Source organism: Segatella copri (assembly GCF_019249795.2).
In the GTDB taxonomy this organism is placed as follows: Bacteria; Bacteroidota; Bacteroidia; order Bacteroidales; family Bacteroidaceae; genus Prevotella; species Prevotella copri_B.
Genome location: NZ_CP156891.1, coordinates 880713 through 894552 on the forward strand (window position 1 = coordinate 880713; position 13840 = coordinate 894552).

13 protein-coding genes are annotated in these 13840 nt (G+C 47.6%); 4 read left to right on the forward strand and 9 right to left on the reverse strand.

Annotated elements, in window-relative coordinates; genetic code table 11:
- Positions 1–362: 362 nt before the first annotated feature.
- The 9 genes from KUA48_RS04110 to holA all read right to left on the reverse strand — a co-directional run bounded on the left by KUA48_RS04110 (position 363) and on the right by holA (position 10067).
- The gene (locus KUA48_RS04110) at positions 363–1160 is read right to left on the reverse strand and encodes a prephenate dehydrogenase/arogenate dehydrogenase family protein (RefSeq protein ID WP_118254833.1); all 798 of its coding nucleotides are present in this window, start codon (positions 1158–1160) and stop codon (positions 363–365) included.
- A 138-nt stretch (positions 1161–1298) separates the two neighbouring features.
- Positions 1299–2366, reverse strand: a complete 1068-nt coding sequence (locus KUA48_RS04115; protein ID WP_218433052.1) for a bifunctional 3-deoxy-7-phosphoheptulonate synthase/chorismate mutase type II — start codon at positions 2364–2366, stop codon at positions 1299–1301.
- Positions 2367–2488: 122 nt separating this feature from the next.
- Positions 2489–3658, reverse strand: coding sequence for a pyridoxal phosphate-dependent aminotransferase (locus KUA48_RS04120; protein ID WP_118254832.1), 1170 nt, complete (start codon positions 3656–3658; stop codon positions 2489–2491).
- A 36-nt stretch (positions 3659–3694) separates the two neighbouring features.
- Complete coding sequence (locus KUA48_RS04125) at positions 3695–4528, reverse strand: prephenate dehydratase (RefSeq protein ID WP_218433053.1); 834 nt, start codon at positions 4526–4528, stop codon at positions 3695–3697.
- Between the two features lie 551 nt (positions 4529–5079).
- On the reverse strand, positions 5080–5361 hold the full coding sequence (locus tag KUA48_RS04130) for a hypothetical protein (RefSeq protein ID WP_006847364.1): 282 nt from the start codon (positions 5359–5361) through the stop codon (positions 5080–5082).
- A 112-nt stretch (positions 5362–5473) separates the two neighbouring features.
- Complete coding sequence (locus KUA48_RS04135) at positions 5474–6382, reverse strand: dihydroorotate dehydrogenase (RefSeq protein WP_117692223.1); 909 nt, start codon at positions 6380–6382, stop codon at positions 5474–5476.
- A 116-nt stretch (positions 6383–6498) separates the two neighbouring features.
- Entirely contained in the window at positions 6499–7275 is a 777-nt protein-coding gene (locus KUA48_RS04140; RefSeq protein ID WP_006847362.1) for a dihydroorotate dehydrogenase electron transfer subunit, read from the reverse strand.
- 196 nt (positions 7276–7471) lie between these two features.
- Positions 7472–8017, reverse strand: a complete 546-nt coding sequence (locus KUA48_RS04145; RefSeq protein WP_153079635.1) for a helix-turn-helix transcriptional regulator — start codon at positions 8015–8017, stop codon at positions 7472–7474.
- Positions 8018–9038: 1021 nt separating this feature from the next.
- A complete protein-coding gene (holA, locus tag KUA48_RS04150) occupies positions 9039–10067 on the reverse strand; it encodes a DNA polymerase III subunit delta (protein ID WP_119238275.1) in 1029 nt (342 codons plus the stop codon).
- A gap of 255 nt (positions 10068–10322) precedes the next feature.
- Here holA and KUA48_RS04155 point away from each other — a divergent pair, with 255 nt between their 5' ends.
- The 4 genes from KUA48_RS04155 to KUA48_RS04170 all read left to right on the forward strand — a co-directional run bounded on the left by KUA48_RS04155 (position 10323) and on the right by KUA48_RS04170 (position 13745).
- Entirely contained in the window at positions 10323–10781 is a 459-nt protein-coding gene (locus KUA48_RS04155) for a type I restriction enzyme HsdR N-terminal domain-containing protein (RefSeq protein ID WP_118254829.1), read from the forward strand.
- A gap of 284 nt (positions 10782–11065) precedes the next feature.
- Entirely contained in the window at positions 11066–12319 is a 1254-nt protein-coding gene (locus KUA48_RS04160; RefSeq protein ID WP_256613588.1) for a nucleotide sugar dehydrogenase, read from the forward strand.
- A 103-nt stretch (positions 12320–12422) separates the two neighbouring features.
- Positions 12423–12890 (forward strand): MaoC family dehydratase, encoded by a 468-nt coding sequence (locus tag KUA48_RS04165; RefSeq protein WP_006847353.1) that lies wholly within the window; start codon positions 12423–12425, stop codon positions 12888–12890.
- 3 nt (positions 12891–12893) lie between these two features.
- Positions 12894–13745 (forward strand): TerB family tellurite resistance protein, encoded by an 852-nt coding sequence (locus KUA48_RS04170; protein ID WP_118152096.1) that lies wholly within the window; start codon positions 12894–12896, stop codon positions 13743–13745.
- The last annotated feature ends 95 nt before the right edge of the window (positions 13746–13840 follow it).

Genomic DNA, 13840 nt, shown 5'->3' on the forward strand with positions numbered 1-13840 from the left:
TACAATCCTTTTTACTGATTCTACAATCTATCCTTTGATTTGTGGGTGCAAAGGTACAAATAATATTTCAGAAATCGCCCCTATCTCCTTACATATTTTCATTTTGCCCCCTTTTTCCTTATTATCCACCTGCTGGCGCCTTACCGGGGACGCACACCTGCCTAATCATTAATCACTAATCGGGGGTGGTCATTAAGGTCATTAAGGTCATTAAGCTTTTCCGCTTCCGGCAACACATAAAAAAAGACCCTACATTCACATGCAAGGCCTTAAAAAAACTTGACTGGTTCTACATTCACATGCAAAACACCAATAACCTGAAGGGGGAAATAATATAAGGGCTCCCCCTCGTAACAACAATTTTATTTTTCTTTAATCTCAATATCTTCCTTCACATGATTACGTATCTTGGTGAGAAAGAGTTTCATACGCTTCGCATCCTTGTGGTCAATGATGTCGATGAGCTCAGCAAGCTCCTCTCTGATCTGTGCCACCTGCCCCGATGTGTATGGGTTGAAGAGAATTTCCTGCAGCAGGTAATCATCTTCGTTGAGCACGCCCTTGGCTATCTGCATGTGGCGCTTGAAGGTGGTGCCCGGAGCATCCTGGTGCTTCATCACTGCCGCAAAGGCAAAGGTGCTCACGAAAGGAATACTCAGCGAGTAGGCCACCGTCTGGTCGTGCTCATCAAATGTATACTCATGCAGACTCAACCCCAACTTCTGGTAGAGGTCCTTGAAGAATATCTTGCCCATGTAGTCACCCTCCTTGATGATGACTGCATTCTCCTCTGAAAGCTGGTTCAGATTGGCAAAGGTTGGGCCGAACATAGGGTGCGTGCTCACGAAGCGGAAACCGCTCTTCTCGTAAAACTCCTGCAGTCCGGTCTTTACCGAAGCTATGTCGCTGATAATGCAGTCGTGAGAGAGATGTGGCAACACCTCTTCAAAGGCTGGCAGCGTATATTTTACCGTCACCGCATTGATGGCCAGTTCGGGGCGGAACATCTCTATCTCTTCCATCTTAGTGAAGCGGTAACAGTTGTAGGTGAAGCGCAGGCGCTTGGCATCCTTCTCGTAAACCGCCACCTCGTGGTCGAAGCTGAGCAGGTCGATGAAGAAACTTCCCATCTTACCTGCTCCCATAATTAATATTCTCATATTTTTCAAGTGAAGAGTGAAGAGTGAAGAACGAAGAATTCTACAGCATCATTTGTTTAAACGAAAAACTACAGCAAAGAACCCTAGCCCTCAAAGCATTTGAATTCTTCACTCTTCGTTCTTCACTCTTCACTTAATTTACTTCTGGTTTAGGATTTCCAACTGCTGGCGGACACTCTCCTCATGGATGTGCTCGAAAATCTGAGCGGCAAACTCAGAGCTCATGCCGCAGAGGGCTGCCTGGGCTCCACGCTTGTCGAGAATCTCGTTGTAACGGTTGGTCTGAACGATGGTCATGTTGTGCTCCTTCTTGTAGGTACCAATCTCGCGGCAAACGCGCATACGTTTAGCCAGAAGATCCATCAGCTGGTTGTCGCACTCGTCAATCTGACCGCGCAGCTGGTGCAGACCCTCTGTAGAATAATGCTCATCGCGCACTACGAGGAGGCTGAGGATGTAATCCAGCACCTCTGGGGTAACCTGCTGCTTAGCATCGCTCCATGCATCGTCTGGGCTGCAGTGGCTCTCAACGATTAGGCCGTCGAAACCTAAGTCCATTGCCTGCTGACAGAGAGGGGCGATGAGGTCGCGTCGGCCACCGATGTGGCTAGGGTCGCAGATGATTGGCAACTGTGGTATGCGGCGGTGCAACTCGATAGGAATCTGCCACATAGGAAGGTTGCGGTAAATCTTCTTGTCGAAGCTGGAGAATCCGCGGTGGATGGCACCGAGTTTCTTGATGCCTGCCTGGTTGATGCGCTGCAGGGCACCGATCCAAAGCTCGAGGTCTGGGTTTACCGGGTTCTTAACGAGCACTGGCACGTCTACGCCCTGAAGACTGTCGGCAAGTGCCTGCATGGCGAATGGGTTGGCAGATGTACGTGCGCCTACCCAGAGAATGTCGATTCCATATTTCAGTGCGAGCTCTACATGCTCTGGGGTAGCCACCTCAGTAGCTGTCAGCATGCCTGTTTCTTCCTTCACCTGCTTCATCCAAGGCAAGGCTGTTTCACCGTTACCCTCAAAGCCTCCCGGTTTGGTGCGTGGCTTCCACACACCTGCGCGGAACATGTGGCAACCTTTGGCAGCCAACTGCTTAGCGGTAGTCATAACCTGCTCTTCTGTCTCTGCCGAGCAAGGGCCGGCAATGACGCAAGGGCGTTCCTGATCACTAGGAAAATTCAATGGTTCTAATTCTAATTCCATAGTCGAATATTTTTATTTTTTTACTTTTTTCTTTGGGGACCAGCGATGGAATCGCTGGGAACGGGGGCGGAAAGGGGAAAGGCTCTTTTTACCCTTTTACCTTTTTACCTTTCAAAGGCCTTTTACCTTTCAAAAACCTTCTTGATTCTTTCCAGAGCCTCTTTCATCTTCTCATCCTTGGCACAGAGGCTGATACGGATGTAACGCTTGCCGTTGGTTCCGAAGATGAAGCCAGGGGTGAGGAAGACGCGTGCCTCATGCAGAATCTTCTCTGTCAGGTCTTCTACATCGGCATATTTCTCAGGTATCTTGCCCCAGAGGAACATGCCTACCTGGTTAGGGTCAAACTGGCAGTCGAGCACCTTCATGATCTCCTCAGCAATGTCGCGCCGGCGGCGGTAGTTCTGGATGTTGTTCTCGCGATGCCATTCATCCGTGTTGTTAAGCATCGCCTCGGCAGCAGCCAGCTGTATGCCTCGGAAGCTTCCGTTGTCGATGTTGCTCTTCACCTTCAGAATCCATGAGATGAAAGTCTTGTTGCTCGAAATCATCGCCACACGCCAGCCTGGCATGTTGTGGCTCTTGCTCAGGGAATTGAACTCGATGCAGCAGTCCTTAGCTCCCGGCACCTGCATGATGCTCATAGGGTGCTCGTTGAGGATGAGCGAATATGGGTTGTCGTTCACCACCACGATGTTGTGCTTCTGGGCGAATGCCACCAGCTTTTCGTAGGTTTCGCGCTTTGCCACACCGCCTGTCGGCATGTTAGGATAGTTGGTCCACATCAGTTTTACGTGACTCAGGTCCATCTTCTCCAGGGCGTCGAAATCGGGCTGCCATCCGTTATCCTCTCTCAGATCGTAGTAGGTAATCTTGGTACCCAGAATCTTGTTGATGGCGGTATAGGTAGGGTATCCAGGGTTCGGGATAAGCACCTCATCGCCAGGATTGCAGAAGGCGAGCGTTACGTGCAGAATGCCTTCCTTGCTACCTATGAGGGGTTGGATTTCTGTAGCCCAGTCGAGGTCTACATCATACCAGCGCTTATAGAAACCAGCCATTGCTTTGCGCAACTCTGGTATGCCCACCGTAGGCTGATATCCGTGTGCGTTGGGATTGTTGGCTACCTCGCAGAGCTTGTCAATGGTCTGCTTAGAAGGCGGCATGTCTGGACTTCCGATGGCCAGACTGATAATGTCTTTGCCCTCGGCATTAAGCTTAGCCACTTCCTTCAGCTTGCGGCTGAAGTAGTATTCCTGTATTTCCGTTACTCTATTGGCTGGTTGTATCATAATTCTTATTTTCAACTATTAACTGTTAACTATCAACTATTCTTTCTCCTCATATTCTCCCAACACCTTTATTTTCTTCACGAGCGGCGTAATGGCGTCGATGCTCTGGCGGTATCGGGTCAGGTTGTCGAAGGTGAGGTCTACGTAGAAAAGGTATTCCCACTCATGTCCGATGTTTGGCAGCGACTGGATCTTGGTGAGATTGATGTCGTAGAAACTCAGGATGGTGAGCACCTTGGAGAGCGATCCCTTATCGTGAGCCAGACTGAAGACGATGCTCGCCTTGTTGGCCTTTTCGATGGGACGGAGCAGGGCTGCCTTCTGGGGATTGCAGACCACGAGAAACCGGGTGTAGTTGTGCGGATTGTCGTGGATGTCTTCCTGCAGCACCTTCATGCCGTGCATGTGGGCAGCGTAAGAAGAGCAGATGGCTGCCCATCCCCTCACCTTGTGCTGGGCGATGTAGGCTGCCGAGCCTGCGGTATCTTCTGCCTCCACCGCCTTGAGATCGGGATGGTTGGCTAGGAACTTGCCGCACTGCATGAGGGCTACCGGATGGGAGTGAACCTCCTGCAGGGTGCTCCAGTCGTCTTCTGGCAGACAGCAGATGCTGTGCTCTATATGGAGCTTGTGTTCACCTACCATGGTGGTTCCGCTCTGCCGGAGCAGTTCGTAATTGTGGAGCAGGCTGCCCGCAATGGTGTTTTCTATGGCGCAGATGCCTACTACTGTAGGGTCGCGCTTGATGTTTTCGAACACCTCTTCGAAGGTAGCACAACAGATGATTTCAATCTGTTCGCCCTCGAAATACTGGTGGGCGGTAATGTCGTGGAAAGATCCCAGCTCTCCTTGAATTGCTATTCTCTTCATGTTTCTTTTATCTTGTCTAATGTTACGAAAAACGGTCCTACTCAATAAGAGCGGGACCGTTTCGATGATTTCAAGAATCTAATATCCTAAGTTGAAATTTACACGCAACTTCCCGCTTTACAATTATTTGCAAAGTAAAAGTAATAGCTAAAAAAGAATGCGTTAAACTTCTTCATTGTCTTTACATTTTATATGTTACTCACTTTTGTTCTTTCCGAGCCCGTTTCTCCTTTATTATATAAGGAACTTATCTGTGCTCAGATTTTCCCGAGTTCTTTCCTACACCTCTTTATTATATAAGGAGCAGGGAGTGCTCAGATTTCGAGTCTCGACTTGCTAAAATCTCAACTCGACTGCAAAAGTAACATTTTTCTTTGATATTGCCAAACAATTTGATATATTTTTCTTCATTTTCCTTATATTTTATGCTAAAAAACATATTTTCGCCCGATTTTTATCATCAGAATACGGAAAAATGCAGAAAAATGTACTCAAAAGCTAGGCGCTAGGGAGAGACGCAACACCGGAATCCGTGAGGCAAGCCCCTTCCTTTATCTGCAATGTTCTCTGCCTTCAGCCTTGAATTCTCCTGTCAGCTCCCCTACTTTCTCGGGGTTCAGCTCCAGGTAGCGCTTCATGTCCTTTCCGGCACCATCCTTGTCGCCCATCTGCATCAACAGATTGCCGCGCTTCAGGAGATTCGCGCTCAGAGAGGCTTTTACAGACGAGTGTTCCGCAGAATCCTTCTGTTCTGCCAATTCTTTCTCCTGCTCTACAATCTGCTGCGTCAGCGTAGCAAGCAACAGAACAGGGTTTATCTGATTTAAATCCATAACCTTATATTTTTCGAAAAGTATTCTGTTGTATATCAAGGAGTTAACCCACTTGACACTCTAAAACAGGGTGTCAAGGTATGAGCCACTCCTTATTATAATAAGGTGTCATTTACTTGATGGCCCCGATAATCTCAGTCACACTCTTGCATCCGTGAGCATCAAGCCACTCGTTGATTCCATCCTTCACCTTCTTCGTAACCGCAGGATCAATGAAGTTGGCTGTACCAATCTCAATGGCCGTAGCACCGCACATCAGGAACTCAATGGCATCCTTGGCAGAAGAAATGCCGCCCAGACCAACAACCGGAATATTTACGGCATGAGCCACATCCCAAACCATGCGCAAGGCAACAGGCTTAACGCAAGGACCGCTCAAACCACCCGTACGGATGCTCAAGAGAGGCTGGCGCTTCTCAATGTCCACCGCCATACCCATCAGCGTGTTGATGAGCGAAACAGAATCGGCACCCTCAGCCTCCACGGCACGAGCGATATCGGCAATGCTGGTAACATTAGGCGAAAGTTTCACGATGAGGGTCTTCTTATAAACCTTTCTCACCGCCTTCACCACGCTGGCTGCACCCTCGCAGGTTACACCGAAGGCCATGCCGCCATCCTTCACGTTAGGACAGGAGATGTTCAGTTCTATAGCCGGAATTTTATCCAGCTCGTTGATGCGCGCCGCACACTCGGCATAACTCTCAGGCGAATGTCCGCTCACGTTGACAATCATATTGGTATCAATGTCCTTGATCTGAGGATAAATGTGAGAGCAGAAATACTCCACACCCTTGTTCTGCAAACCTACGCAGTTGAGCATGCCCTGAGGCGTTTCAGCCATACGCGGATAGTCGTTTCCCTCGCGCGGTTCCAGGGTAGTGCCCTTCACGATAATACCGCCAATCTCCTCCAGAGGAACGAAATCGGCAAATTCCAATCCGTAGCCGAAAGTACCCGATGCAGTCATCACAGGGTTCTTCAACTCCAAATCCTTTATCTTTACACTTAAATCAGCCATAATCTTCTGTTTTACTTAAAAATGTTTTTACAAACAAAGGCAAAAGAATTCTTCGTTCTTCACTCTTCGTTCTTCGTTTCCAACGAATTCTTCACTCTTCGTTCTTCACTCTTCACTTAAATTTCCCAAGTAAGTTTCTTGATGTTGATGACAGGTCCATCCTTGCAGACGCACTGGTTACCCTCGGTAGTTTTCTCTACGCAGCAGAGGCAGGCGCCCACACCGCACGCCATCTTGTTCTCAAGAGAAACCTCACACTCCACACCAGCCTTCTTGGCAAAGCGAGCCACGCTCACCATCATCGGCTTAGGTCCGCAGGTAGAAATCATATCAAACTTCTCGTTCTCCAGAACAGAGTGGTTGGTAACGAAACCTACCTCGCCAGCCGAGCCATCCTCAGTAGTGATGCATACCTTTCCGATCTTGGCAAACTCATCCAGTTCGAGCAGATCTGTAGCCTTGCGTGCACCCAGCAGGAAGGTAACTTCAGCCCCGAAATCCTTGATGAGTTTTCCGAAATAGAGGAGCGGAGCCACACCTACGCCACCACCTACGAGCAGATATTTTTGGCTCTTCCCGGTAGGCATGGTGAAGCCGTTGCCGAGAGGCAGCATACAGTTGAGCACATCGCCCTCCTTGAGCTGTCCGAGCTGACGAGTACCGTCGCCCACCATTGCAACGAGCAACCAGAGCTGATTATTTTCACGATCCACGAAATTGATGGAAATAGGACGGCGAAGCATGGTAGTAGGCGAATGGTCTACTCTTACTTCTACGAATTGGCCAGGCAAGATTTCAGGCAAAGGTTTCTCATCGGTAAGCTTAATCAAAACGTGCTTATCGCTAAGCGCCTCTACAGAAACCACCTTGAGGTCGAGAACATATTTTTTCATCTTATTGCTAATTTTTAATATGCTTATTATATAATATACGTATATCATAATAGGTACGCGTAGCTTCCGGTTACGACCACCTACGTTTTCTACGATGCAAAGGTACATCAAAAATCCGAATCTACGAAAAGAAAAGAGATATTTTTTCTTTATCGCCGCTCCTATGTGTTTGTTTTAGGGTTCCCCAATCCCTACTTTATTTCTTAGGAACGAAGGTTTCCCAGGTCTGATCATCGTAGAAAATACGGATTTCGGTAATCTTTCTTTGCGGTTTGTCTACAAATTTTACCGCCGCTTGGGCTATATTTTTAGGTGTACGATTTACACCATGCATTTGAGGCTGGTCAAAGAGCGAGGGAGAAGTAGGGGAGGCTGTGGCTCCTTCGGCTCCAAAATCGAGCATAGGCTCGGCAGAGGCGGCTCCAGAAGGCTGACTGCCCTGCTTCATCCCCTCAGCACCACCGGCTGCCCCATCCGTAATGCCTTGATGCATATCAGCAGCACCCTCTTCACTGCCACCCTGGGAAGCCTGGTTCTGATACATAGGAGGAGTACCGTAGAGTACCCAATAAACGTTTACCTGTGGAAAACTCTTATGGATGCCATCCACAATGCTGAGCGATGGATTGGTCTTCCCGTTGAAAATATTGCTCAGCGTAGCGGTCGAGATTCCGATCATCTGAGCGAAGTTTTGCTGAGTGAGGTGCTGGTCCTCCATCAGCTGTCTGATTCTATCTTTCATGCTCTAAAATTTTTAGTGTTCATTTTTCTACTGATACGATGTTTTATTTCCGAACAAGCCACTTTTGGACCCTTTTTCGGTTGATTTTACAAAGATAAAGCAAAAATTTAGAATAACCAAACATTTCTGAATAAATTTAGATTTTTAAACTTTAGGTTTCTGTTTGTAAATTTGAATTCTACTCACTCCAGTGTTCGGTTTTTATGTTTAGTTTTATAAATATAAACCTATCAATCAAAATATATGACTAACTTTTTCTTTATAGATTTAGGCTAAATCACTGGTTATTCATACTATAAACCTCCTAAATAATGGCATATAGAGCGATTTATGCAATATTTCCACCACACCTATGTAAAAAACTATGGTTTATAAAACAACTAAAATACATAACCAACTGAGTTTCCATTACTTACAAATTCATAATACGACATGAATATTTATTCATTCACAATCATAAATACCTTGTTTTATCTTTATTTTTGTAAATATAAAACATAAATTCGTGCATTTAGTTTCCTTGTATTTATGTTTATAAATCAAAACCGCACGTTTTGATTTATAAATTTAAAAACCTAAACTTAGGAATCGTAAACCTTAATAAATGCAAACGACCAATTTCAGACTACAGGAAATGGCAAATTTTTCCATTTCTAGCGTATTCCAGCCCATCGGCAAGGAAACGGGCAAATTCGCGAGTAATGAAGAGGGTTAATTTATGTAAGTTACTGATAACCAATAAAGTTAAGTCTATTTTCAGGCGAAAACGAAAAATGGGCATCTAGCTCGAAAAATCGCTTAAATCCCCCATTTTTGCCAAAAAATCGCCCAAAATGAGCCCAGATAAATGCTCCAAAAAGAGCTGAAAATCCCCTATTTGGGGCAAATTTATAATGCTAAACGCTAGTTGGCTGCTTTCTGGAAACAGGCGGCAAAGAAGGCAGAAAACGAAAACGAGCTCCTGCCGAGAGAAAACTCTCAGCAGGAGCTCGCCTACTCTCCCCCACCTCGCTCTTCAGCATCAGTGAAGGATAAAAAAGATGAGTTCTTTCATCAGTTCACCCACCGGAGTGGATGGATTATCCAGTCCCTTTATCTTCGCATCCACCTCCTTAAACTTCTCAATAATCGCCATCACTTTCACGCCCGTATAGTTCCTCATTCCTGTAATATATTCGCGCGCCGCCCAAGCTCCGCGCAAATCCAGGAATTTTGCGAGCTCATTTTCGTTCTGCCTGTTGGGTGCATAATAAGCAATCATCAGGTTTTGGAAATAAGTAAAGAGCATCGGGAGAAGCGTGAAGAGAGAACCACTCTTCGGATTGCTGTCAAAATAATTTATTATCTGATTTGCCTTGAACACATCGCGGCTGATGATGGCACTTCTCAGCTCGAAGGCATTGAAGTCTTTGCTCACCCCTATTTCTCGCTCCACAATCTCCGGAGTAACACGCCGGTCGTTCTCTGGAAGAGAAATGAGCAGTTTGTCGAGCTCGGAAGTGAGTCGGTGCAAATCTGCTCCCACATGATCTGCCACCATCTGGGTAGCCTTGGGTTCAATGGTTGCCTTACGGGTCTTGAGATAAGTCTCGATGAAGCCCGGCAGATTTCGGTCGTAAAGCTTCTTGCTTTCAAAAACCACACCCGCCTTGGCAGCGAGGGCAGAAAACTTTTTACGACTGTCGAGCTTGCCGTTTTTATGACAGAAAACAAGGATGGTTGTTTTTACCGGATTTTCGAGGTACTTCTCGAGCGCTTCCAAATTCCGCAAATTCTGAGCCTCTTTCACAACCACTACTCTATACTCCGCCATCATCGGGTAGCCCTTACACAAATCTGCCACTTGCGCACCCGTAACATCAGCTCCGAAAACCACCGTCTGATTGAAGTCACGCTCCTCGGGCTGGAGCACATTTTCTGAAATGTAGTCGCAGATCTTATCTATATAAAAAGGTTCCTCACCCATCAGAACATAGACGGGAGAATACTTCCGAGCCTTCAAATCTTTCATGATTGACTCGTAACTTATTGCACTTTTCTTTTCTACCATTGGATTATTTTTTGTAACTTTGCACCCAGCAAACTCCGGGGGCGCGGACAAGCATTTGCTCCGCCTCCAAGTTCGCAGTTTTCTGAGGTGCAGTTTTCAGCTGCACTTCGACTGCAAAGTTACAAAAAATAAATTGAACTTCCTATATAAAAGAGGTAGTTTTTGAAAATGAGGTATGGTTAAAAGAAGAAAAGAAACCATATCGAAAACAGAAAAGAAAGAAATATAACCCTATATATAATAAGGTACAGAAAAATGATTCGCTTAAATTTGCCATCTTTCGACATCAAGGTTTCGGGCTCAAAACAGCATCCCCAGATACTGGATGTGCTGCGCCGGAAGTTCATCACGCTCACTCCCGAAGAGTGGGTGCGCCAGCATTTCGTTCATTTTCTCATCGAGCACAAGGGGTATCCTGCCTCGTTGCTCGCCAACGAAATCCAGCTGAAATGTGGCGACAAGGTGCTGCGCGCCGACAGTGTGCTCTACTCCCGTGAATTGCAGCCCCGCATGATCATCGAGTACAAAGCCCCTCACATCCCCATCACACAGAAAGTATTCGACCAGATTTCGGTTTACAATCTTCTGCTCCATGTCGACTTTCTGGTGGTGAGCAACGGGCTGGAGCATTACATCTGCAAGATGGATTATGAAAGTAAAAAATATGTATTTTTTGAGACCATTCCCGATTATTCCGATTTATTGACATTATGAGAGCGTCGGAGGATAATCCGGAAGTTTTTAAACAGAGCTTCCCCAGCCTTCAAAATTTGCGAATTTCCGCCCAACCGGCCATCCGTTTTAGAATTCGCGAATTTTGGAGGCCTTTTTCTGCCCCTTTTCCTCTCCCTTTTTGAGCACTCCTTTTCCTCCCATCCCCCTTCTCGCGTTATTTTTTAATAAAAAAAACATTTTCATTTTGTAGTCTCCTCCTTTTATACTATCTTTGCATCTAATATATATATTAAGGTATAGACTGCCTAAAAGAACAGAAAGAAATGGAGAATAAAAAGATAAAAATCGCCGTAGCCGGAACAGGATATGTAGGCCTGAGCATCGCTACCCTGCTGAGCCAGCATCATGAGGTGGTGGCAGTAGACGTGGTACCCGAAAAGGTGGAGCTCATCAACTCGCGCCGCTCGCCTATCCAGGACGAATACATAGAGAAATATCTGGCTGAAAAGGAACTCAACCTCAAAGCCACAACCGATGGAGAAGAAGCCTATAAGGATGCCGACTTCGTAGTGATTGCCACACCAACCAACTATGATCCGGTGAAAAACTACTTCGACACCTCGCACGTAGAAGAAGTCATCCGTCTGGTGATGCAGGTGAATCCCGATGCCATCATGGTCATCAAGAGCACCATTCCGGTAGGCTACACCGAAAGCATCCGCCAGAAGACGGGCAGCAAGAACATCATCTTCGCTCCTGAATTCCTGCGCGAGAGCAAGGCACTCTACGACAACCTCTACCCGAGCCGCATCATCGTAGGCAGACCGAATGGTGACGAGCGACTGGACCAGGCAGCCCGCACCTTTGCAGAACTGCTGAAAGAGGGAGCCATCAAGCAAGACATAGAAACCCTGTTCATGGGACTTACCGAGGCAGAGGCGGTGAAACTCTTCGCCAACACCTACCTCGCCCTGCGCGTGAGCTACTTCAACGAGCTGGATACCTACGCCGAAATGAAGGGCCTCGACTCTAAGGCAATTATCGACGGAGTGGGTTTGGACCCTCGCATCGGCACCTTCTACAACAACCCTTCCTTCGGATACGGCGGCTACTGTCTGCCGAAAGATACCAAGCAGCTGCTCGCCAACTATGCCGATGTGCCTGAGAACCTGATTCAGGCGATTGTGGAGAGCAACCGCACCCGCAAGGATTTCATCGCCGACCGCGTGCTGAACATGGCTGGCTACTACGATTATGCCAACCAGAACAACTTCAGCGAGGAGGAAGAGAAGCCTTGCACCATAGGCGTATACCGGCTCACGATGAAGAGCAACAGCGACAACTTCCGCCAGAGCAGCATACAGGGCGTAATGAAGCGCATCAAGGCAAAGGGCGCGCAGGTTATCATCTACGAGCCTACGCTGAAAGACGGAACCACCTTCTTCGGAAGCCGCATCGTAAACAACCTGGATGCCTTCAAGCAGCAGAGCCAGGCCATCATCGCCAACCGGTATGACAAGTGTCTGGATGATGTGGCAGAAAAGGTTTACACCCGCGATATTTTCAGAAGAGACTGAATTGAGTTAAAAGTTTATAGTTAAAAGTTAATAGTTGGAAGCTGGAAGCTGAAGACGGAAAATAGGAAAACAATAATATTTATAATAAAGAGAAAAATAAGAAATGGCAAAATTAGTAATCAATTCCTACGAGGAATTTGCATCTCACCTCGGTGAGAAGTTAGGAGAATCAGACTGGTTGCAGATTGACCAGGACCGTATCAACAAGTTCGCAGACGCTACACTCGACCCACAGTGGATCCACGTAGACGTAGAGCGTGCCAAGGTAGAGAGCCCTTACCACAGCACCATCGCTCACGGTTACCTCACCCTCTCAGTACTCCCATACCTCTGGCAGCAGATTATCGAGGTAAACAACCTCAAGATGCTCGTAAACTACGGCATGGACAAGATGAAGTTCGGTCAGCCAGTCATCACCGGTTCACGCGTGCGCCTGGTAGCCACTCTCCACGACATCCAGAACATCCGTGGCATCTGCAAGACCAGCATCAAGTTTGACATCGAAATAGAAGGTCAGCGCAAGCCAGCCCTCTCAGGCATCGCTTCTTTCCTCTACTATTTCAACAACTAAAAGATGGCAGCAGGTAAATGGATAGGTGGTGTGCTCGGTTTCATCACAGCCGGTCCGCTGGGAGCCCTGGCAGGCTATGCCCTCGGTTCCCTCTTTGAGCACGGACTGGATGCGGTAAACCGCGACGGCGACCACCATTACAACAACGCCTACGATGCCTACAGCGGCCAGCAGCACAACGGCCGCCAGGGTTTCGGCAACCAGGGCTACAGCCGCCAGCAGAGCTATGAGGGAGAGCGAAACTCCTTCATGTTCTCGCTGCTGGTGCTCAGTTCCTACATCATCAATGCAGATGGCAAAATCATGCATTCCGAGATGGAGATGGTGCGCCGCTTCCTGCGTCAGAATTTCGGCGAGGCAGCCAGTCAGCAGGGCGAGGAAATTCTCCTCAAACTCTTCGAACAGCAGAAGCAGATGGGCATGCAGCAGTACCGTTCGGTGATACAGGACAGCTGTCATCAGATACGTGCCAACATGATGTATGAGCAGCGCCTGCAGTTGCTCAATTTCCTCGTCATGATTGCCCAGGCCGATGGAATTGTGAATCCTCAGGAGATTCAGGCGCTCAAGGAGATGGCCATCCACATGGGGCTTTCTGCCGAGGATGTAGACCAGATGCTGAACCTGGAGAGCGGGGCTTCTTCAACAGGCAGTCTGGATAATGCCTACCGTGTTCTGGGCATCAGTCCTGACGCCTCAAACGATGAGGTGAAGGCCGCTTACCGCAAGATGGCGCTCAAGCATCATCCTGACAAGGTAGCAGCACTGGGCGAAGATGTGCGCCGTGCAGCCGAGAAGAAATTCCAGGAAATCAACGACGCCAAAGACCGCATTTACAAGGCTAGAGGACTCTAGGTTCCAGATTAGGATTAAAAGTTCCAGATTAGGATTAAAGGAGTTAAGACAGATTGTCCTAGCTGCCTGAAAACGAAAAAAATAAAGGCTCGCCA

Excerpts from the sequence above, each read along its gene's own strand:
- KUA48_RS04110 (WP_118254833.1), bottom strand. The coding sequence starts at position 1,160 with ATGAGAATATTAATTATGGGAGCAGGTAAGATGGGAAGTTTCTTCATC.
- KUA48_RS04115 (WP_218433052.1), bottom strand. The coding sequence starts at position 2,366 with ATGGAATTAGAATTAGAACCATTGAATTTTCCTAGTGATCAGGAACGC.
- KUA48_RS04120 (WP_118254832.1), bottom strand. The coding sequence starts at position 3,658 with ATGATACAACCAGCCAATAGAGTAACGGAAATACAGGAATACTACTTC.
- KUA48_RS04125 (WP_218433053.1), bottom strand. The coding sequence starts at position 4,528 with ATGAAGAGAATAGCAATTCAAGGAGAGCTGGGATCTTTCCACGACATT.
- KUA48_RS04130 (WP_006847364.1), bottom strand. The coding sequence starts at position 5,361 with ATGGATTTAAATCAGATAAACCCTGTTCTGTTGCTTGCTACGCTGACG.
- KUA48_RS04135 (WP_117692223.1), bottom strand. The coding sequence starts at position 6,382 with ATGGCTGATTTAAGTGTAAAGATAAAGGATTTGGAGTTGAAGAACCCT.
- KUA48_RS04140 (WP_006847362.1), bottom strand. The coding sequence starts at position 7,275 with ATGAAAAAATATGTTCTCGACCTCAAGGTGGTTTCTGTAGAGGCGCTT.
- KUA48_RS04145 (WP_153079635.1), bottom strand. The coding sequence starts at position 8,017 with ATGAAAGATAGAATCAGACAGCTGATGGAGGACCAGCACCTCACTCAG.
- holA (WP_119238275.1), bottom strand. The coding sequence starts at position 10,067 with ATGGTAGAAAAGAAAAGTGCAATAAGTTACGAGTCAATCATGAAAGAT.
- KUA48_RS04155 (WP_118254829.1), top strand. The coding sequence starts at position 10,323 with ATGATTCGCTTAAATTTGCCATCTTTCGACATCAAGGTTTCGGGCTCA.
- KUA48_RS04160 (WP_256613588.1), top strand. The coding sequence starts at position 11,066 with ATGGAGAATAAAAAGATAAAAATCGCCGTAGCCGGAACAGGATATGTA.
- KUA48_RS04165 (WP_006847353.1), top strand. The coding sequence starts at position 12,423 with ATGGCAAAATTAGTAATCAATTCCTACGAGGAATTTGCATCTCACCTC.
- KUA48_RS04170 (WP_118152096.1), top strand. The coding sequence starts at position 12,894 with ATGGCAGCAGGTAAATGGATAGGTGGTGTGCTCGGTTTCATCACAGCC.